The organism is Achromobacter sp. MFA1 R4 (genome assembly GCF_900156745.1).
Lineage (GTDB): Bacteria > Pseudomonadota > Gammaproteobacteria > Burkholderiales > Burkholderiaceae_B > Achromobacter.
In genome coordinates, this window is record NZ_LT707065.1 from 4,719,556 (window position 1) to 4,739,326 (window position 19,771).

A 19,771-nucleotide genomic window follows, 5' to 3' on the forward strand; every position below is an offset into this window, starting at 1 on the left:
CTATGGATGGGATGCGTATCGGTGAGGCGCGGCGTCAGCCGGTGAGCGACTTGGCTAAAGCCGGCGTCGGCGGGCTTTCGAGCTTGGTCGAAGATCCGGGCAATATCCCTTGCGCCAGGCTTGCGCCAGCCGCGCTCAATGGGCCTGAGGTCCTCGCGCGCACCGCGTCATCCATGCGGAGAGCGAGTGCGCCGATGGCTCGCACCACTTGTCCCGTGTCTTGGACCGCGTTGGCTTTGGCATGCAGAGTCCGCGCCAATGCCTGGACCTGGGCTGGCACTGCGTCCGGCGCCCGGGAGGGCCACGGCTTGGCCCCCATGAAGCTAATTTCGGCCCATGGGTCGTTCGGGTCCTTGCCGAAACTGACGCTCGCGGGCCCGGGCGCAGCGCCCGTCACCGCGGCGTATCCCTGCCCGTCGAGCGTGCCTTTGAAGCGGCGCCCCGTGGCGTCCTCGACCTCGAACGGCGCGTTCGCAATGCCCAGGCCGCTGAGATACCTGTTGAACAATTCCAGGTTCCCCTTGGATGGCTTGGGCTCATCCGGAAACGTCCCCGCCTGGCTCTTGGGCCCGGTGAACCGTGCTCCCGCCGAATGCACCTTGTACGCGCCACCGGTCGCATGCGTGATGCCGCCCGCGTTGTAGGTCGTGCCGCTGCCGCCGGCATTGATCTCGATTTCTTCCTTGGCGCTGATCGTGATGCGGGTGGCGCTGACGGTGACGTTCAGCTTGGCCAGCACGTTGACGCTGTCCTTGAGCGCCTTGATGTCGATGTCGCCGGCCGCGGCGATCAGGCGGTATCCCAGGCTCTGCACGAAGAAGCGCATGCCGCGGCTGGCGCTGGCCAGCAGCCGCTTGCCCGCCGAGACGCTGGTGTGGCCGGTGCTGGAGAGCGCGATGTGTCCGCCGCTGGCGATGTGCGTGCAGCCCGGCGTGCTGGTGGCGATGCCGGCCGGACTGGCCAGCACCAGGTGCGGCGCGCTGAGTTCGGGGTAATGGTTGGCCTGCGGATTGGCGGGACCGTGTCCCGGGATCTGCGCGTGCTGCGCCTGCAAGGCGTTGGCCACGCCGTCCTGATCGCCGGGCTCCTGCGCCATCACGTCGCGCGCCAGCGTGGCGAAGGTGTCCTGCTGCTCGCGCGCGACGGACAGGCGCTCGGCGGTCTCGGGCAAGTCCTTGTGATGTTCGCCGGCATTGGCGCGCATCTCGGTGGTGAGCAGCATGCCGCCGCCCGCGCGCAACACGCCGTGCGCATCCGTGCGCAGTTCGAAGCCTTGGCCGCGCGGCACGCCGCCCGACGGCCTGGGGTGGGTCAGATAGCCAAGGTTGAGCGCCGTGGCCGCATGGTCGCTCATCAGCGCGGCGCTGATCTGGCCCGAGGTGTCGTCCAGGCGCAGTTCGTTGGCCCGGCTGCCCTTGTGCTCCTTGGTCTTGACGGTGTTCAGGATGTTGTGGCGGGGCAGCGCATACGGCGGCAGGTTGGTCGCCCGATAGGTGCGCCCTGTGATGATGGGCTGATCGCAGTCGCCGTCTAGAAAGTCGACGATCACTTCCTGGCCGATGCGCGGGATGGCCATGTGGCCCCAGGCCGCGCCCGCCCAGTTCTGCGAGACGCGGATCCAGCAGGAGCTGTGTTCGTCATTGCGGCCCAATCGGTCCCAGGGGAACTGGACCTTCACGCGGCCAAATTCATCGCAATAGATCTCTTCATTGGCCGGGCCCACGACCGAGGCGATCTGCGGGCCGTCAATGCGGGGTTTAAGGGCCGGTTCCGGCTTCCAGTCCACCTTGTCCGGCACGATGTCGGCGGTGTAGCGGTATTGGGTGCCTTGCGCGGCGTCGGCGCCTTCTTCCTGCTGGCTCCGGTGCTGGATGCCGTGGTGTTGCATCCGCACCGGGCGCCAGCCGTGGTTCCAGTCTTCGCGCGGATGGCCGGTCAGATCGAACGCCACGCCGGGTACGAGGCGCGCGTCGTCCCCTTCGACACGGGCCATGCGGGCGTCGCGCCGCAGGCCGAGGAGGCGGCTGTGGGTGAAGGGCTTGCCGGCCTCGTCGCGTTTGTAGCGGCCGGGGTAGTCGTAGCGTTCGTAGCGGGCGTCCTGGTGGTCCAGTTCGCGCGCTAACGCCGAATGCTCCTGGTCGTACTGCGGGTGGGTGTAGGTGTAGTCGCGTTGCGTCTGGCGCGCGGTGCGCACGTGTTCGGCATACGTGAAGCGGCGCAGTGCGGGCTCGGGCTGGTCTCCACCTGGTGTGGGGTTGTAGATGACCGGGCCGCCATCGATCGCGCCATGCACGTAGATCCGATCGCCGTGGATCAGTCGGTGGCCCTTGTCGGTGTGTTTGAAGCGGTAGAAGAATCCCTCTTCGGCTGCGAGCCGGTCGAGGAACCGCAGGTCCGTGTCGCCGGCTTGGACACAGTATTCGCGTGGGAGGTGTTCGTGGGTGGTGACCTGTTCATAGTCCGTGATGCCGTGGGACTTGATGACCTGATCCAGGATCTCCGGCACCGACTGCTGCTGGAAGATGCGCCAGTCGGAACACAGTCCCGCACGCGCCAGCGCCGGTTCCACCACGGCGCGGTAGCGGGTGCGCCGGAAACCGGTGTCGCCCTGTTCAAACCCCGTGATGATGCCGTGCACGTGGCGCACAGCCGTTTCGCCTAGCCAGATCGTGAATAGCGCAGGCTGGTCCAGCAGCGCACCGAAGTCCACGGCCGCATCGAAGCTGGACAACGCCACGCGCAGCACAAAGGTCTCGGAGAGGGCTTCGTCCAGCGTGAACTCGATGACGTCGAAGTCCACGGCGGCGGCGGCCGGAGAAAACGTGAACCGCAGATCCGATGATCGGGGGGCGTGATGGGCGTGGGTGCCGCGCAGGTTTCGCATGACGGAGTCCGGTGTCGACGCCAGGGCCTGAAGACGAGGCCCAAGGCATTCCGGTTGAGGGAATGCGGCGACATACGCGAAATCCGTGCCAGGTTGCGTGGCGCGTGGAAAACCAATGAGAAATCAGGGGCTTAGGGCTGAATCCGGCACGAATCAGCCTGCCTTGCGGCATCGCGGCCCGTGAAAAGCCGCGATCTGAACGAAAAATCGGGCCAAATTTGACCCGATCCTCGATAAGTTATTGATAAATAAGAAAACACAGCGGGCCAGATTTGACCCGGGCGGGTCAAATCTGGCCCGTCTGGATTCACGGAACGAGTCTGGAAACTTGCCGTCATCGCATTCCCGTGCCGCACTCCTGCAGGCAGATCGAGGCGCCAGCCACCCGCCTCAGCGCAACGACCGATACGTCTCCTGCCGTTGCGGATGCGTCAGCACCACCTGCCAGAGCTGGCCCTCGCGCGACCGGAAGAACCCGGCGCAGCACATCAGGTAGTACTTCCACATCCGGTAGAACCGGGTGCCGTAGCGCGGTTCCAGCGCGGGCCAGGCGCGCTCGAAGCGCTCCCACCAGGCCATCAGCGTGCGGTCGTAGTCGGCGCCGAAGTTGTGCCAGTCCTCGATGATGAAGCGGTTTTCCACGGCAGTCGTGATCTCGCGCGCCGACGGCAGCTTGCCGTTCGGGAAGACGTAGCGGTCGATCCACGGATCGGTGCTCTGGCTGGTGGCGGCGATGCCGATCGTGTGCAGCAGGAATACGCCTTCCGGCGCCATCAGCCGCTGCACATGGGTGAAGTAGGTGTCGTAGTTCTTCGGGCCGACGTGTTCGAACATGCCCACCGAGACCACCTTGTCGAAGCGGCCCTGCAGGTCCCGGTAGTCCTGCAGCAGCAGTTCCACGGGCAGGCCCTTCACGCGCTCCTGCGCCAGGGCAAGCTGCTCCTTGGACACGGTGACGCCCGTGACCTTGACGCCATAGCGCTCGGCCGCGAACTTGGCCAGTCCCCCCCAGCCGCAGCCAATGTCCAGCAGCGTCTCGCCTTCTTTCAGTTGCAGCTTTCGGCAGATCATGTCCAGCTTGGCGACTTGCGCCTCTTCCAGCGTCTGGGCATGTTCCCAGTAGGCGCAGGAGTAGATCATCCGGCTGTCCAGCATGGCTTCGAACACGTCGTTGCCCGCGTCGTAGTGCTGTTCGCCGACTTCGAACGCCCGGTGCTTGGACTGCAGGTTGAACAGCTTGTGGCGCAGGTGTTCGGCGATCAGCTTGATGCGCGCCACGCCCAGGGCTGCCGATCCCATGTCGGCGCGCAGCAGGCGCGTGAACAGTTCGTCCAGCGCGTCGCAGTCCCATTCGCCATCCATGTAGGATTCGCCCAGTCCCAATGACCAACTGGCGAACACCCGCTCGTACATGTGCTTGTCATGAACCTGCATATCCCACGGACGCGAGCCGTTGATCTGCACGTCGGCGCGCGCCATCAGGTCCTGCAGGACCTTGGGGGGGGCGGGGGGAGGGGAGGCGGTGCTGGGTTGACCGGCAGGCTGGTCGGTCAGCGGAGAAAGGGGACTGCTTTGCTGCATACGGACTCCATATCAATTTTGGGATGACTGATCTGGCAATGCCTGAAGCTTTTTACTGTGCGCCCTGAAGGGTGTGCAACTCCAATTTAATGATTGCATCGCGCCCATAGCCCAGGGCAATGTCCGGCGCGCTGGGGCCAGCCGGGCGCGGTGCGGTTGCAAGGATCGTAGCCACGACCGGCGCGATAGTCCAGAGCAGTCCGTACCGGGCTCCTATAACATAGCGGCCAGAGCGCGCCGCCGTGCGCAGATCCGTGGAGTCGATAGAAGTGGAAGCCCGCCTGGAACCCCGTTTGGATTTCGTCAACTGCGCCAGCCCGGCCGGCCTGCATCGCATGGCCTATTGGGAGTGGGGCGATCCCGCCAACGACCGCGTGCTGCTCTGCGTGCATGGCCTGACCCGCAGCGGGCGCGATTTCGATGCGCTGGCGCGCCGGCTGGCTGGCCATTACCGCGTGGTCTGCCCCGACGTGGTGGGACGCGGCCGGTCGGACTGGCTGGTCAATCCGGCGTTCTACACCGTGCCGCAGTATGTGGCGGACATGGTGACCCTCATCGCGCGCCTGCGGCCCGCCAACCTGTCCTGGGTGGGCACGTCGATGGGCGGGCTGATCGGCATGGCGCTGTCGGGCGCCGCCGCCTTTGCCAAGGCCATGCTGGCCATGCGCCCGCACGCCGGGATGTTGCCGCCCGCCCAGGGCCTGCGCCTGGACAAGATGGTGCTCAACGACGTGGGGCCGCGCCTGGAGAACGGCGCGCTGTCGCGTATTGGCCAATACGTGGGCGCGCCGGGGGAGTTCGCCACGTTCGAAGAGGCGGTGGCCACGATGCGCGCCAACTCCGAAACCTTCGGTCCGCACACCGATGCCCAGTGGGCTGAACTGGCCAGGCACCTGTACCCGGAACAGGGAGGAAAGTGGGTCAAGCATTACGACCTGGCGATCGCCCAGGCCCTGGCGGCGCAGACGCCGGAAGAACTGGCCGCGGGCGAACAGCTCTTGTGGCGGTCCTATGATGCGCTGGATTGCCCGATCCTGGTCGTGCGCGGCGAACTTTCCGATCTGCTGACGCGCGCCACCGTCGACGAAATGCTCAAGCGCAACCCGCGCTCGCGCGCGCACGAGGTGGCCGGCGTGGGCCACGCGCCGACGCTGATCGCGCACGAGCAGGTGGACCCGGTGGCGGATTTCCTGCTGGGCTGACCGGCGCGCGGCAATGTGGGGACGGCACGGCGCTAGGCGTGCCGCCGGGCCTTCTCTACAATAGCCGCATGAAATCGCCCACCTTGAACATAGACCTGCATTGCCATTCCACCGTCTCGGACGGCGCGCTCGCGCCCCGGGACGTGGCGCAGCGGGCGTTCGCCAATGGCGTCGATGTCTGGGCGTTGACCGACCATGACGAAGTCGGCGGCATCGCCGAGGCCGCCGCCGCGGCCCAGGAACTGGGCATGCGCTTTGCCACGGGGGTCGAGATCTCCGTCACCTGGGCCGGCCTGACCGTGCATATCGTGGGCCTGCGCTTCGACCCCGACAACGCGACGCTCATCGAAGGCCTGCGCAAGACGCGCTCCGGCCGTGCCGAGCGTGCCCGCCGCATCGGCGAACGCCTGGCGGACATGGGCATGCCGGGCGCCTACGAAGGCGCGCTGCCGTTCGCCGGCAATCCCGAACTGATCAGCCGCACCCATTTTGCGCGCTACCTGGTGCAAGCCGGCTATTGCCCCGACGTGCAGACCGTTTTCAACAAACACCTGGGCGACGATTGCCCCGGCCATGTGCCCATGCAGTGGGCCACGCTGGCCGATGCCGTCGGCTGGATACGCGGCGCGGGTGGGCAGGCCGTCATTGCGCACCCCGGCCGCTACAAGTACACGCCGCTGCAGTTCGCCGCGCTGTTCGACGAATTCCTGCAGTTGGGCGGCGTGGGCATCGAGGTCAACACGGGCAGCCATACCGTCGAAGAGGCCCGCCAGTACGCTGACGTGGCGCGCCGCTACGGGTTTCTGGCCTCGCGCGGGTCGGACTTCCACAGTCCCAAGGAAAGCCGGATGGACCTGGGCTGCCTGCCGCCCCTGCCATCCGACCTGAAACCGGTCTGGCACGACTGGTTCTGACGCGGGCGGCCCTGGCCGCCCATCCTGCAAGCCATCGACAGTGATCGCGCCATCGCGACGCAACCGCCATGAACAAAGCATTTGTTAAAGAGTCCGACCACGAGGACGACGACGATCTGCCCCAGGCCCAGGCGCTGCCGGCCGGCACCAAGAACTACATGACGCCCGAGGGCTACGAACGCCTGCGGACTGAACTGACGCAGCTCATGAACGTGGAGCGTCCGGCCGTCGTGCAGGTGGTGTCGTGGGCCGCGTCCAACGGCGACCGCTCGGAAAACGGCGATTACCTCTACGGCAAGAAGCGCCTGCGCGAGATCGACCGGCGCATGCGCTTTTTGACCAAGCGGCTGGACATCGCCGAGGTCGTCGATCCCAAGGCCCAGCCCAATCGCGACCAGGCTTTCTTCGGCGCAACCGTCGTCTATCTGGACAAGGCGGGCGAGGAACACACCGTCACCATCGTGGGCGTGGACGAAGCCGAACCCCTGGCTGGCAAGATCAGCTGGATTTCGCCGGTGGCGCGCGCGTTGATCAAGGCGCGCGAAGGCGACACGGTCGTGCTGCGCACCCCCGCGGGGATCGACGAACTGGAAATCCTGGAAGTCAGGTATCCGGAGTAAGGGGCAAAAAATAACGGGCGCCGGTTTGTGGCCGGCGCCCGTGCGGTGGGCGGGATTCTGGCGTCCCTGCCTCGGTTGGCGGCTTGCGCCGCCGGTTCCCCTGGGGCTTGCTGCGAATCTTCTGCGGGTTTACTTCTTGCGTTCGGCGATGGACTTTTCGGCCTTGTTGACCAGGTCTTCGCCGATCTGCTTTTTCCACTTTTCGTAGACGGGCTTGGTGGCCTTGACGAACGCGTCGTGGTCCGCCTGCGACAGCGTGGTCACGGTGACGCCGTGGCCGGCGATTTCCTTGAGCAGGGACGGATCTTCAGGCGTGACGCCCTTGCGCGCGATCACGATCTGCTGCTTGCCGGCGTCCAGCGCGGCCTGGCGCACGATGTCGCGGTCCTTTTCCGACCATGAGTTCCAGACTTCGCGGTTGACCACGAAGATCAGCGGATCGGCCACGTAGTTCCACAGCGTCAGGTATTTCTGGCCCACGGTGTAGAGCTTGGACCCGGTATAGATCGACAACGGGTTCTCCTGGCCGTCCACCGCGCCGCTCGCCAACGCGGGCTGCGCGTCCGCCCAGCTCATCTGCGTGGGATTGGCGCCCAGGGCGGTGAAGGTGTCGATATACAGCGGCGAACCCACCACGCGCAGCTTCATGCCCTTCATGTCGTCAGGCTGCTTGATCTCCCGCTTGGAGTTGCTGACCTGGCGGTAGCCGTTTTCGCCCCAGGCCAGCGGCACCACGCCCGCCTTTTCAATGAGCTTGAACATGTCCTTGCCCACGTCGCCCTGCACCAGCGCGTCGATCGCCGCGTAATCGGGCATCAGGAAGGGCAGGGAGAAGAGGTTGAGCTGCTTGACCTGCGGCGACCAGTTGATGGTCGAGCCCACGGCCATGTCGATCACGCCCTGGCGGATCGCGGTGAACTCGCGCGTCTGGTCGCCCTGGACCAGCGAGGTGCCCGGGTAGACCTTGATGTTGATGCGGCCTTCGGTGCGCTCGCGCACCAGATCCGACCAGATCACCGCACCCTGGCCCCACGGGAAAGTGGTGCCCACGACGATGGAGAGCTTGTACTCGGGCTTGTAGTTCTGCGCGTGCGCGGGCGCCATGCCCACCACGGCGGCGGCGCACAGCGCGGCGCCGATCAGGTTGCGGAATTTCATGTTGCGTCTCCTCTCTATGCTTTCTGTTGTTGTCATCCATGGCCGGTCGTCCCTTGCGGGCCGGCCCCGTCCCGCCTCTCTCAATAACCCAGCTTGCGCGGCAGCCACAGCGCCAATTCAGGAAATGCCAGCACCGCCACCAGCACCAGGAACATCGCGCCCAGCAGCCATACCACCCAGCGCACGGTCGATTCCATCGGCACGCGCGCGATGCGGCACGACACCATCAGGTTCACCGCCAGCGGCGGGGTGAACTGGCCCAACGCCACCTTCAAGGTCAGGATCACGCCGAACCACACCGGGTCCCAGCCGTAGGCATTGGCGATAGGCATGAGCAGCGGCACGAAGATCAGGAAGATCGAAATGCCGTCCAGGAACATGCCCACGGTCATCAGCAACAGGATCAGCAGCGCCAGCACGCCCCACTCGCCCAGGCCGGAATTGACGATGGCGTGGGTGATCGGGTCGATCACGCTGAGCGTGGACAGCGCCCACGCGAAGATCCCGGCCAGCGTCACCACCAGCATGATCACGGCGGACAGTTCGGCGGCTTCGCGCAGGATGGTGTACAGGTCGCGCAGCTTGATCGTGCGGTGGATGAAACCGCCCACGAAAAGGCCATAGAACACCGCGACGACCGCGGCCTCGGTGGGCGTGAACCAGCCCAGCCGCATGCCGCCCAGGATCAGCACCGGCGCGGCCAGGCCCCAGGACGCGTCGCGCAGGCTCTTCCAGAAGGGCGGGCGGGGCAGGTGCGCTTCCAGCGCGCCCATCTTGTACTTGCGCGACAACCACACGGCCGGAATGATCAGGGCGAAGCCCGCCAGGATGCCGGGCACCATGCCGGCGGCGAACAGGGCCGGCACGGAGGCGCCCGGCACCAGCACGGAATAGATGATGAAGGCCACCGACGGCGGGATCAGGATGTCGGTGGCGGCGCCGGCGGCCACCACCGAGGCCGAGAACGAGCCCGGGTAGCCGGCGCGCGACATGGCGGTGATCATCACCGCGCCGACCGCGGCGGCGCACGCCGGACCCGAGCCCGAGATGCCGCCCAGGAACATCGCCACCGCAATGGACACCAGCGGCAGCATGCCCGGGCCGCGCCCGACGATGGCGATGGCAAAGTCCACCAGCCGCTTGGCCACGCCCGAGCGGTCGAAGATGGAGCCCACCAGCACGAACATGGGAATCGCCAGCAGCGGGTACTTGGCCAGGCCGGCATAGAAATTCTGCGGCACGGTCAGAAGGCCATACCAGGGCGTGTCCAGGTTGGTCAGGACGATCGCCACCGTGCCGCCGATGCCCAGCGCCACGCCGACGGGCACCCCGATCACCATCAGGACGATGAAGACGGTAAAGAGGATGACGGCGATCATCGCTGGGCTTCCTGGCCCGTGCCGCGAGCAAGGCGGCGCAACGTGCCGATCGTGCGCAGCGAGATCGCCGCGGCCATGACCGGCAGCCAGATCGAATACCACCAGGTGGGCACGCCGATGGCCGGCGAGGTTTCCTCGTAGATGTACTCGTCCAGCACCAGTTTCACGGACAGGACGGTCAGCAGCACAAAGAAAGCCAGCACGCAGCCATTGGAGATCAGCGCCAGGATGCGCTGGCGGCGCGGCGAACCCGAGTCGGCCACGATCTCGATCCGGATGTGGTGATTGCGCACGAACGCCACGCTGCCGCCGGCCATGGTCAGCACAATCAGCAGGAACACCGAAATTTCTTCGGTCCAGGCGAAGGACTGGTCCGTGAAGTAGCGCACCAGTACATTCAGGAAGGTAATGATCGCCAGCGTCGCCAGCAGGATGACGGCCAGCCAGTCCTCGATGGCCAGCGGCACCTTCACGGCGGGTTCTGTTTCTGCGGGGATGATCGGTTCGACGGGCTCGGCGGGGGCTTCTGAGCGGGACATGTGAGGCAACGGCCAGCGCGCGTGGGGCGCTTTTCTTTTGTTGGATAGGGTCGCTGCATCCTACCGTCGCGTCGCCGGGGCCGGTCTTCGTGTTTTCCCGCAATGCGGGGCCGCTGCAACATGCTGCATTGCATCAAGCAGCCGTGCATGAACTGCGGCCGCCATGAGGCGGGACGGGACGAACTTAACGCCCAAGCCTCGATATTGCTTTGCACCATGAGGGTGCAAACGTCCCGGAATTCTTTTGTAACAATGGCCAGATTGAGCCGGCGGGGCGGCCGATGAAACTCGGCTCCGGGAAAACCCCTTAAACGGGTAAAATCCCATCTTTGCACCCCTCTTTATACGGCGCCCGCATCGTGTCCCTAGTTCAGCATCTGCCTGGTTCCTCCGTCCTGTCCTCCTTTCGACGTGATCGCCTCCTGGCGCAATTGAAGGAAGCCGGCCTGCCGGTGGCCGACATATCCGCCCGCTACGAGCACTTCGTCAGCACCGACGCCGCCCTGACGGCCGAACAGCAGCAGCAACTCACCCAACTGCTGGACTACGGCACGCCCAGCACCTCCGAGGCGCCCGCCAAGAGCGTGTCCCTGCTGGTGATTCCGCGCCTGGGCACGATCTCCCCGTGGGCCAGCAAGGCCACCGACATCGCCCACAACTGCGGCCTGTCCTCGGTGCATCGCATCGAACGCGGCGTGCGCTACGTCATCACGCCCGAGCGCGGCCTGCTGGGCGCCAAGTCCCTCGACGACGCCATGCTGGCGCGCGCGGCCGACTGCCTGCATGACCGCATGACCGAAACCGTGGTGGACGCCAGCTTTGACGGCCAGGCGCTGTTCCAGCCGCTGGCCGGCAAGCCGATGCGCACGGTCGACGTGCAGACACGCGGCGCCCAGGCCCTGGTCGAAGCCAATACCGCGCTCGGCCTGGCGCTGTCCGACGACGAAATCGAATACCTGGCCAAGTCCTTCACCGACCTGGGCCGCGACCCCACCGATGTCGAACTGATGATGTTCGCGCAAGCCAACAGCGAACACTGCCGCCACAAGATCTTCAACGCCCAGTGGGTGATCGACGGCCAGGAACAGCCCAACACGCTGTTCGGCATGATCCGCGCCACGCACAAGGCGCAGCCCCAGGGCACCGTGGTTGCCTATTCGGACAACGCCGCCATTATGGAAGGCGGCCCCGCGCAGCGCTTCCAGGCCGGCGTGCCGGGCGTGACGGGCGAGGGCGCCGACGGCGCCAGGTACATCCGCCGCGACACCACCGTCCACACGCTGATGAAGGTGGAAACCCACAACCACCCGACCGCCATCGCCCCGTTCCCCGGCGCGTCCACCGGCAACGGCGGCGAAATCCGCGACGAAGGCGCCACCGGCCGCGGTTCCAAGCCCAAGGCGGGCCTCACGGGCTTTACCGTGTCGCACCTGCGCTTCGACGACGCAATGCAGCCCTGGGAAGCCGACCATCACGGCCTGCCCGAGCGCATCGCCTCGCCGCTGTCCATCATGATCGACGGCCCCATCGGCGGCGCCGCGTTCAACAACGAATTCGGCCGTCCCAACCTGCTGGGCTACTTCCGTTCGTTCGAGCAGACCGCCGGCGGCACGCGCTGGGGCTATCACAAGCCGATCATGATCGCGGGCGGCCTGGGCAGCATCGACGCGGGCTTGACCCACAAGGACGTCATCCCGCCCGGCGCGCTGCTGATCCAGCTGGGCGGTCCCGGTTTCCGTATCGGCATGGGCGGCGGCGCCGCGTCCAGCATCAGCATGGGCAGCAACTCGGCCGAACTGGACTTCGACTCCGTCCAGCGCGGCAACCCCGAAATCGAACGCCGCGCCCAGGAAGTCATCGACCGCTGCTGGCAGCAGGCCGAGAACAACCCCATCATTGCGATCCACGACGTGGGCGCGGGCGGCCTGTCCAACGCTTTCCCGGAACTGGTCAACGACGCCGGCCGCGGCGCCATCTTTGATCTGAAGCGCGTGCCGCTCGAAGAGTCAGGCCTGTCGCCCGCCGAGATCTGGAGCAACGAATCCCAGGAACGCTACGTCCTGTCGATTTTGCCGCGCGACCTGGAACGCTTTGACGCCATCGCCCGCCGCGAACGCTGCCCGTACGCGGTGGTGGGCGTGGCCACGGAAGAGCGCCAACTGCGCGTGGTCGACGGCGAAGGCCTGCCCGGCCTGGACACGATCCGCCCGCAAGGCGACGCCGAAGTGCGTCCCGTGGACGTGCCGATCGACGTCATCCTGGGCAAGCCGCCGCGCATGACGCGCGACGTCACCCGCCTGCCCGGCGTGTCCGAGCCCCTGGACCTGGCCGGCATCGACCTGACCGAAGCCGCCTACCGCGTGCTGCGCCACCCCACGGTCGCCAACAAGTCCTTCCTCATCACCATCGGCGACCGCACTGTCGGTGGCCTGTCCAGCCGCGACCAGATGGTCGGTCCGTGGCAGGTGCCGGTGGCCGACTGCGCCGTCACGCTGGCTGACTACGAAGGCTTCCGCGGCGAAGCCATGTCGATGGGCGAACGCACGCCCATCGCCATGCTGGATGCCCCGGCGTCGGGCCGCATGGCCGTGGCCGAAGCCCTGACCAACCTGGCCGCCGCCGACGTGGCGCGCCTTGAAGACATCAAGCTGTCCGCCAACTGGATGGCCGCCTGCGGCGTCGCAGGGCAAGACGCCGCGCTGTACGACACTGTGTCCGCCGTCAGCGAACTCTGCCAGGCCACCGGCCTGTCCATTCCGGTGGGCAAGGACTCGCTGTCCATGAAGACGTCCTGGGAACAGGACGGCGAGCAGCGCCAGGTCGTGGCGCCGGTGTCGCTGATCATCACGGCCTTCGCGCCGGTGGCCGACGTGCGCGCCAGCCTGACCCCGCAACTGCGCACCGACGCCGGCGACAGCGTCCTGATCCTCATCGACCTGGGCCGCGGCCGCCACCGCATGGGCGGGTCGATCCTGGCGCAGACCTACAACCAGGTCGGCCAGACCGTGCCGGACATCGATGCGCCGCAAGACCTGCGCGCGTTCTTCGTCACCATTCGCACGCTGGCCGAAGCCGGCACCATCCTGTCCTACCACGACCGCTCCGACGGCGGCCTGTTCGCCACGCTGGTCGAAATGGCCTTCGCCGGCCGCACCGGCATCTCGGTGAACCTGGACATGCTGACCTTCGATCCGCAATCGGCGGATTGGGGCGACTACAAGATCCGTCCGGAACAAGTCGCCGTGCAGCGCGACGAACTCACCCTCAAGGCCCTGTTCTCGGAAGAGGCGGGCGCCGTGATCCAGGTGCCGGCCTCGCAGCGCGACGCCGTCATGCAAGTGCTGCGCGGCGCCGGCCTGTCGGCCCACTCGCACGTCATCGGCGGCCTGAACGGCGCCGACGAGGTCGAGTTCTACCGCGACGGCAAGAAGGTCTGGAGCCAGCCGCGCGCCGACCTGGGCCGCGCCTGGTCCGAAGTGTCCTACCGCATCATGGCGCGCCGCGACAATCCCGCGTGCGCCCAGGCTGAACTCGACGTCTGGAACGACAGCAAGGATCCGGGCATGAGCCCCAACGTGTCCTTCGATCCGCAGGAAGACGTGGCCGCGCCGTTCATCAACACCGGCAAGCGCCCGCGTGTGGCGATCCTGCGCGAGCAGGGCTGCAACAGCCAGGTCGAAATGGCCTGGGCCTTCGACACCTCGGGCTTCGAAGCCATCGACGTCCACATGACCGATCTGCTGTCCGGTCGCGTGGACCTGGCGCAGATGCAGGGCCTGGTCGCCGTCGGCGGCTTCAGCTACGGCGACGTGCTGGGCGCCGGCGAAGGCTGGGCACGCACCATCCGCTTCAACAGCAAGCTGTCCGACCAGTTCGCCGCGTATTTCGCGCGTCCCGACACCTTCGCGCTGGGCGTGTGCAATGGCTGCCAGATGATGGCCGCGCTGGCCCCGATGATCCCGGGCGCCGAATTCTGGCCGCGCTTCACGCGCAACCAGTCCGAAAAATACGAGGCGCGCCTGTCCATGGTGGAGCTGCCCAAGTCGCCGTCGATCTTCTTTGCCGGCATGGAAGGCGCCCGCGTGCCGGTCGCCGTGGCCCACGGCGAAGGCTATGCCGACTTCTCCCAGCAGGGCGACGCCAGCCGCGTGCTGGTCGCCGCGCGCTTCATCGACAACAACGGCCAGGCCACCGAAGCCTACCCGTTCAACCCGAACGGCAGCCCGGGCGGCCTGACCTCGGTCACCACGGCCGACGGCCGCTTCACGGTCATGATGCCGCACCCGGAACGCGTGACGCGCAACGTCATGATGTCGTGGGCGCCCGAGAAATGGGGCAACGCGGACACGGGCGGCGCGTACAGCCCGTGGATGCGCATCTTCCGCAATGCGCGCGCCTGGCTGAAGTAAGCCTGTAGCTTCCGCCGCGGGTTATCCCCGGCGGACGCGCCACACACCCCGCTGCCTGGGCATCGTGCCCGGCGGCGGGGTTTTTCATTGGGGCGCCGTCGCGCCCCGCGCTTATTTCCGTGTCTTGAGCGACTTCATGAAGCGCTGCGCGCGCGACACGGCGTCGTGCGCTTCGGATGCCAGCGCGGCGACGAAACGTTGCGCGGCCAGGCTGAGAGGGCGGCGGGGATGGCTGACCACCACCAGTTGCCGCTGCATGTCCGCGTGGATCCGCCGCACCGACAGGGCGCCCGCGTCCAGCTCGTGCGCGATGGCGCTGATGGGCAGGATGGTGGCCCAAGCGCCCGACTTAACGAGTTCCAGGGTCGGGGTCAGTGCATCCATTTCCAGGCGGGGACGCGAGCCGGGACTGCGTTTCTTCAAGACCGGGTCGATGATCGCGCGCAGGCCCTGGCCCAATGACGGCACGATCAGCGCGTCGATGGGCAGGTCGCCGAATTCGACGTTGCGAAGCGCGCTGTCCGACGCCGTGACCAGGACCAGTTCCTCGCTGACGAGCGGCGTGGTTTCCAGGCTGCGTACCGGCTGGATCAGGTTGACGACGGCGACATCGAGCTCGCCGGCATCCAGACGTTCCACCAGCCCGGCGCTGTAGGCCTCGGTCAAGCGGATGGTGACGTCCTTGTGTTCGGACGTGTAAAGAGAGAGGGCGCGCGGCACGATGCTGGCGCCCAGCGAAGGCACGGTGCCCACTCGGATGAGGCCCGACGTGCCGCCGCTCAGGTCCAGCATGCGCTGGCGCACGCTCTCGACCTCTTTGGACAGCGGCAACAACATTTTGTAGAGGTCGACGCCCGCCGCGGTAGGCGTGACCCCCCGGCTGGAGCGCTCGAAGAGCTGGACCTTCAGGGTCTTTTCCAGCTTGGCCAGTTGCGTGCTCAGGGCCGATTGGACGATGCCCAATTCGGCTGCCGCGCGCGTCATGCCGCCGTTGCGGTACAGGCAAAGAAAGCACTCGATCTGGCGCAAATCCATGGTGTGTGGCGTGGGGTGGGAAAAGCGGATTATAGGGAGGCGGACATGCGTCCGGATCCCGCCCTACGGGTTAACGATATGCAGATAATAGATTGTAGGTAGATATATTATTAAAAAAAGAGATGGCTTTGGCGATCCTGCGGCAAGGCCGACATAGCGAGGAGACAAGACGTGGAAACCAGTACGAAAGTGTTAGGTGCCGTCGCGTTGGCGGTAGTCGGCATATGTGGGGCAGGGGGCGCAAGCGCCCAGAGCGACAAGGTGAAGATCGCCTTCGTCACTGACATGAGTGGGCCGTATTCGGACTTTGACGGTGTGGGCGGGCTGGACGCGATCCGCATGGCGGTCGCGGACTTCGGCGGCAAAGTGCTGGGCAAGCCGATCGAGATTCTCTCGGCCGACCATCAGAACCGGGCCGATATCGCGTCGAACCGCGCGCGCCAATGGTGGGACCAGGACAAGGTGGACCTGGTGATCGGCGGCTCGAATTCGTCGGCCTCGCTGGCGATCAGCACGATCGCCGCCGAAAAGAAAAAGGTCTTCATCAGCGCAGGCGCAGGCGCCGATAGCCTCACCGAAGAGGCCTGCACGCCCTACACGGTGCGCTACACCTATTCCACCTCCGCGCAAGCGCGCGGCACGGCGGCCGCCATGGTCGAGCAGGGCGGCAAGAGCTGGTTCATGCTGACCGCCGACTATGCGTTCGGTTACTCGCTGGAAAAGGCCAGCATGGATGTCGTGCAGGCCAACGGCGGCTCCGTCGCGGGATCGACCCGGCATCCGCTCAATACGTCCGACTTCTCGTCCTACCTGATGAAGGCGCAGGCATCCAAGGCACAGGTGCTGGGCCTGGCCAATGGCGGCGGAGACCTGATCAACTCGATCAAGACCGCCAAGGAATTCGGCGTCAGCGACAAAATGCGCCTGGCCGGCCTGATGGTCTTCATCACGGACATCCACAGCCTGGGCCTGGACACGACCGCGGGCATGTACCTGACCGACGGCTGGTACTGGGACCTGGACGACCGCTCGCGCGAATTCAGCAAGCGCTTCTATGAACGCAACAAGAAAATGCCCACCACCTTCCAGGCGGGCGACTACTCCGCCGTCACGACCTACCTGAAGGCCGTGGAGCGCGCCGGCACGACGGATTCGGACGCCGTCATGAACGCACTGAAGTCCATGCCGATCGACGACATGTTCACCAAGGGCTACATCCGGGCCGACGGCGCCATGGTGCACGACATGTACCTCATGCAAGTCAAGTCGGCCGCGACATCCAAGGGCGAATGGGATTACTACCAAAAGGTGGCAACGATTCCCGGCGAGCACGCCTACGCGCCCACCAAGCCCGGCATCTGCAAGCTCAACGCACGCATCTGATCCGAAGCGGCGCCAGCCGGCCGCTACCGGCTTGTGCCGCAAGCAGTCTTCATCCCCACACCAGAGGAAGCGAATCATGGCAGAGAGTTGGCCCGAAATGGTCTATCAAAACCTGAAGGAGGCCGGCATCACGCAGATGGCGTATGTGCCGGATGCGGGGCATAGCCAATTGATCAAGCTGTTCGAGGCGGACCCGGACGTGGAAGCCATTTCCCTCACCACGGAAGAAGAGGGCGTGGCGATGCTGGGGGGCGCCTGGCTGGGCGGCGCCAAGGGCGTGTTGCTGCTGCAATCCAGCGGGGTCGGCAACTGCATCAACATGCTGGCCCTGGTCCAGGAGTGCCGCATGCCGTTCCTGTGCCTGATCACCATGCGCGGTGAATGGGGCGAATTCAATCCTTGGCAATGTCCAATGGGCCAGTCGACCGAGGCCGCACTGCGCGGGGCCGGCGTTTTCGTGCAGCGGGTGGAACGCGGCAGCGATGTGCCGGAAACCGTGCGCGCGGCGAGCCTGCTGGCGTTCAACTCGAACCGCGCCGTGGCCGTGGTGATCTCCCAAAGCATCCTGGGCATCAAGAACTTCAACAAGTAGGACGAGGCAACCGATATGAACGCTAGCGCGACAATGAACCGGCGGGCGGCGGTGGCCCGGATACTCGAACAACGCGGCGATGCCCTGGTGGTGGCAAGCCTGGGCAATCCCACCTATGACACCTCGGCCGCGGGTGACGACGACCGGAATTTCTATGTGTGGGGCGCGATGGGAGGCGCCTGCATGGTGGGCCTGGGGTTGGCGTTGGCGCAGCCGCGGCGCCAGGTATTGGTCTTTGCGGGCGATGGCGAGATGCTGATGGGTATGGGATCGTTCGCCACCATAGGCGTGCGCGCGCCGTCGAACCTGAAGATCATCATCATCGACAACGAGCACTACGGTGAAACGGGCATGCAGCCAGCCCATTCGGGACGCGGCGTGGACATCGCAGGCATCGCCCGGGCCTGCGGCATCGCCGATTGCGCCACGCTGCGCAGCGAGCGCGAACTCCAGGAACGAATTCCTGGCCTGTACCAGCCGGGCCTGCAATGCCTGGTGCTGAAGGTGGCGGCGGCGCCAGAACCCAGCAGCCTGCCGCCGCGCGATGGTCCCTACCTGCGCTCGCGGTTTCGCGAGGCGGTGCTGGGTAAAGGAAAAGGAGGCCATGCATGATCCAACGACGATTCATGACGAGGAGCGGACAGTGATGCAGAAAGCGAATTTCATCGATGGCGCATGGGTGGACGGCGACACCACGATGGCGAACCTGAATCCCGCGGATCCGCAGGATGTCATCGGCCATTACGCCTGCGCGAGCGAGGCGCAGATGCGGCAGGCGCTGGAGGCCGCCCGGGCGGCCGCGCCTGCCTGGGAACGCAGCACCACGCAGGCGCGCAGCGATATCCTGTTCCGCGCCGCGAACGAGATCCTGGCGCGCAAGGAAGAGCTGGGCGCCCTGGTTTCCCGCGAGGCCGGCAAGACGCAAGCCGAAGGGCAGGGCGAAGTCGTGCGCGCCGGGCAGATATTCCAGTTTTTCGCGGGGGAGGCGGTGCGCTATGGCGGCGAGAACCTGCCGTCGGTGCGTCCGGATATCGGCGTGCAGATCAGCAGGCATCCCGTCGGCGTGGTGTCCATGATCACGCCATGGAACTTCCCGATCGCGATTCCGGCCTGGAAGATCGCGCCCGCGCTGGCCTTCGGCAATACGCTGGTGCTCAAGCCCTCCGAGCACACCCCGGGCGCCGCCTGGGAACTGTTCAATATCCTTGAGCGCGCGGGCTTGCCTGGCGGCGTCGCCAACCTGGTCAACGGCGAAGGCGCGGCGGCGGGCCGGGCCTTGCTTGAGGGCGTGGACGCCGTCAGCTTCACGGGCAGCGTCGCCACCGGCCGCAAGATAGCCGCCGCCGCATCCGAGCGCATGATACGGGTGCAGCTTGAAATGGGCGGCAAGAATCCGCTGGTGGTGCTCGATGACGCCGACCTGGACGTGGCCGTGGAATGCGCCCTGAACGGCGCTTTCTATTCGGCGGGGCAGCGATGCACCGCGAGCAGCCGCCTGATCGTCGCCGACGGCATACACGATCGCTTCGTGGAGGCGCTGGCGGAACGCATGCGCAAGCTGGTGGTAGGCGACCCACGGGATCCCGCGACCCAGATCGGGCCGGTCATCAACGCGCCGCAACTGGAAAAGATCCTGGGGTACATCGAACTGGGGCGCAGCGAAGGCGCTACCGTGGTTGAGGGCGGAAAGCGGGCCGATGCGCCCACGGCTGGCCACTTCCTCAGGCCGACTCTGTTCGCGGGCAGCAGCAACGCGATGCGCATCAACCGGGAAGAAATCTTCGGCCCGGTGGCCGCCGTGATCCGGGTATCCGGTTACGACGAGGCCCTGCAGGTCGCCAACGACACGCCATTTGGTCTGTCGTCGGGCATTTGCACCACGTCGCACAAGCATGCGAACCATTTCCGGCTCAATGTGCGCAGCGGGTTGACGATGGTGAACCTGCCCACCGCCGGCCTGGACTATCACGTTCCCTTTGGCGGCGTGAAGGCCTCCAGCTTCGGCCCGCGTGAACAGGGGCGTTATGCGGTGGACTTCTACACGTCCACCAAGACCGCTTATATCGGCTATTGAT

At 66.1% G+C, this 19,771-nt stretch carries 14 protein-coding genes; 8 read left to right on the forward strand and 6 right to left on the reverse strand.

The annotated features are described in order from the left end of the window. Window positions 1–34: 34 nt before the first annotated feature. On the reverse strand, window positions 35–2,884 hold the full coding sequence (locus tag BXA00_RS21630; protein ID WP_083714300.1) for a type VI secretion system Vgr family protein: 2,850 nt from the start codon (window positions 2,882–2,884) through the stop codon (window positions 35–37). A gap of 390 nt (window positions 2,885–3,274) precedes the next feature. Further along, window positions 3,275–4,465 carry a cyclopropane fatty acyl phospholipid synthase gene (cfa, locus tag BXA00_RS21635; protein WP_083714301.1) on the reverse strand — a complete coding sequence of 397 codons (1,191 nt, stop codon included), beginning with the start codon at window positions 4,463–4,465 and terminating at the stop codon, window positions 3,275–3,277. A gap of 335 nt (window positions 4,466–4,800) precedes the next feature. Between cfa and BXA00_RS21640 the strand changes: the two genes are divergently transcribed. The 3 genes from BXA00_RS21640 (at window position 4,801) to greB (ending at window position 7,201) form a co-directional block, all read left to right on the forward strand. After that, entirely contained in the window at window positions 4,801–5,667 is an 867-nt protein-coding gene (locus BXA00_RS21640; protein ID WP_231952293.1) for an alpha/beta fold hydrolase, read from the forward strand. A 68-nt stretch (window positions 5,668–5,735) separates the two neighbouring features. After that, window positions 5,736–6,581, forward strand: a complete 846-nt coding sequence (locus BXA00_RS21645; protein WP_076520456.1) for a 3',5'-nucleoside bisphosphate phosphatase — start codon at window positions 5,736–5,738, stop codon at window positions 6,579–6,581. 68 nt (window positions 6,582–6,649) lie between these two features. Next, a complete protein-coding gene (gene greB, locus BXA00_RS21650) occupies window positions 6,650–7,201 on the forward strand; it encodes a transcription elongation factor GreB (protein ID WP_076520457.1) in 552 nt (183 codons plus the stop codon). Window positions 7,202–7,330: 129 nt separating this feature from the next. Here greB and BXA00_RS21655 read toward each other — a convergent pair whose 3' ends face one another. The 3 genes from BXA00_RS21655 to BXA00_RS21665 all read right to left on the reverse strand — a co-directional run bounded on the left by BXA00_RS21655 (window position 7,331) and on the right by BXA00_RS21665 (window position 10,277). Then, window positions 7,331–8,359, reverse strand: coding sequence for a DctP family TRAP transporter solute-binding subunit (locus BXA00_RS21655; RefSeq protein ID WP_076520458.1), 1,029 nt, complete (start codon window positions 8,357–8,359; stop codon window positions 7,331–7,333). 80 nt (window positions 8,360–8,439) lie between these two features. Then, window positions 8,440–9,738, reverse strand: coding sequence for a TRAP transporter large permease (locus tag BXA00_RS21660; protein ID WP_076520459.1), 1,299 nt, complete (start codon window positions 9,736–9,738; stop codon window positions 8,440–8,442). After that, complete coding sequence (locus BXA00_RS21665) at window positions 9,735–10,277, reverse strand: TRAP transporter small permease (RefSeq protein ID WP_076520460.1); 543 nt, start codon at window positions 10,275–10,277, stop codon at window positions 9,735–9,737. The genes BXA00_RS21660 and BXA00_RS21665 overlap by 4 nt, the downstream gene beginning before the upstream one ends. A gap of 359 nt (window positions 10,278–10,636) precedes the next feature. Between BXA00_RS21665 and purL the strand changes: the two genes are divergently transcribed. Next, window positions 10,637–14,686 (forward strand): phosphoribosylformylglycinamidine synthase, encoded by a 4,050-nt coding sequence (gene purL / locus BXA00_RS21670; RefSeq protein ID WP_076520461.1) that lies wholly within the window; start codon window positions 10,637–10,639, stop codon window positions 14,684–14,686. A gap of 111 nt (window positions 14,687–14,797) precedes the next feature. On the opposite strand, the gene BXA00_RS21675 is transcribed toward purL, so the two are convergent. Beyond that, complete coding sequence (locus BXA00_RS21675; protein WP_076520462.1) at window positions 14,798–15,721, reverse strand: LysR family transcriptional regulator; 924 nt, start codon at window positions 15,719–15,721, stop codon at window positions 14,798–14,800. Between the two features lie 171 nt (window positions 15,722–15,892). Here BXA00_RS21675 and BXA00_RS21680 point away from each other — a divergent pair, with 171 nt between their 5' ends. From BXA00_RS21680 to BXA00_RS21695, 4 genes are all read left to right on the forward strand, one after another. Beyond that, window positions 15,893–17,104 carry an ABC transporter substrate-binding protein gene (locus tag BXA00_RS21680; protein WP_083714302.1) on the forward strand — a complete coding sequence of 404 codons (1,212 nt, stop codon included), beginning with the start codon at window positions 15,893–15,895 and terminating at the stop codon, window positions 17,102–17,104. A gap of 76 nt (window positions 17,105–17,180) precedes the next feature. After that, window positions 17,181–17,696: a thiamine pyrophosphate-binding protein gene (locus BXA00_RS21685; protein ID WP_076520463.1), complete on the forward strand. Its 516-nt coding sequence runs from the start codon at window positions 17,181–17,183 to the stop codon at window positions 17,694–17,696. Between the two features lie 15 nt (window positions 17,697–17,711). Then, complete coding sequence (locus BXA00_RS21690; protein WP_076520464.1) at window positions 17,712–18,308, forward strand: thiamine pyrophosphate-dependent enzyme; 597 nt, start codon at window positions 17,712–17,714, stop codon at window positions 18,306–18,308. Between the two features lie 34 nt (window positions 18,309–18,342). Next, window positions 18,343–19,770 (forward strand): aldehyde dehydrogenase family protein, encoded by a 1,428-nt coding sequence (locus BXA00_RS21695; RefSeq protein ID WP_083714303.1) that lies wholly within the window; start codon window positions 18,343–18,345, stop codon window positions 19,768–19,770. Window position 19,771: the final 1 nt, after the last annotated feature.

Bases quoted from the DNA above. Each gene is read 5' to 3' on its own strand.
- BXA00_RS21630 (WP_083714300.1), bottom strand. From the start codon at position 2,884: ATGCGAAACCTGCGCGGCACCCACGCCCATCACGCCCCCCGATCATCG.
- cfa (WP_083714301.1), bottom strand. From the start codon at position 4,465: ATGCAGCAAAGCAGTCCCCTTTCTCCGCTGACCGACCAGCCTGCCGGT.
- BXA00_RS21640 (WP_231952293.1), top strand. From the start codon at position 4,801: ATGGCCTATTGGGAGTGGGGCGATCCCGCCAACGACCGCGTGCTGCTC.
- BXA00_RS21645 (WP_076520456.1), top strand. From the start codon at position 5,736: ATGAAATCGCCCACCTTGAACATAGACCTGCATTGCCATTCCACCGTC.
- greB (WP_076520457.1), top strand. From the start codon at position 6,650: ATGAACAAAGCATTTGTTAAAGAGTCCGACCACGAGGACGACGACGAT.
- BXA00_RS21655 (WP_076520458.1), bottom strand. From the start codon at position 8,359: ATGAAATTCCGCAACCTGATCGGCGCCGCGCTGTGCGCCGCCGCCGTG.
- BXA00_RS21660 (WP_076520459.1), bottom strand. From the start codon at position 9,738: ATGATCGCCGTCATCCTCTTTACCGTCTTCATCGTCCTGATGGTGATC.
- BXA00_RS21665 (WP_076520460.1), bottom strand. From the start codon at position 10,277: ATGTCCCGCTCAGAAGCCCCCGCCGAGCCCGTCGAACCGATCATCCCC.
- BXA00_RS21675 (WP_076520462.1), bottom strand. From the start codon at position 15,721: ATGGATTTGCGCCAGATCGAGTGCTTTCTTTGCCTGTACCGCAACGGC.
- BXA00_RS21685 (WP_076520463.1), top strand. From the start codon at position 17,181: ATGGCAGAGAGTTGGCCCGAAATGGTCTATCAAAACCTGAAGGAGGCC.
- BXA00_RS21690 (WP_076520464.1), top strand. From the start codon at position 17,712: ATGAACGCTAGCGCGACAATGAACCGGCGGGCGGCGGTGGCCCGGATA.
- BXA00_RS21695 (WP_083714303.1), top strand. From the start codon at position 18,343: ATGCAGAAAGCGAATTTCATCGATGGCGCATGGGTGGACGGCGACACC.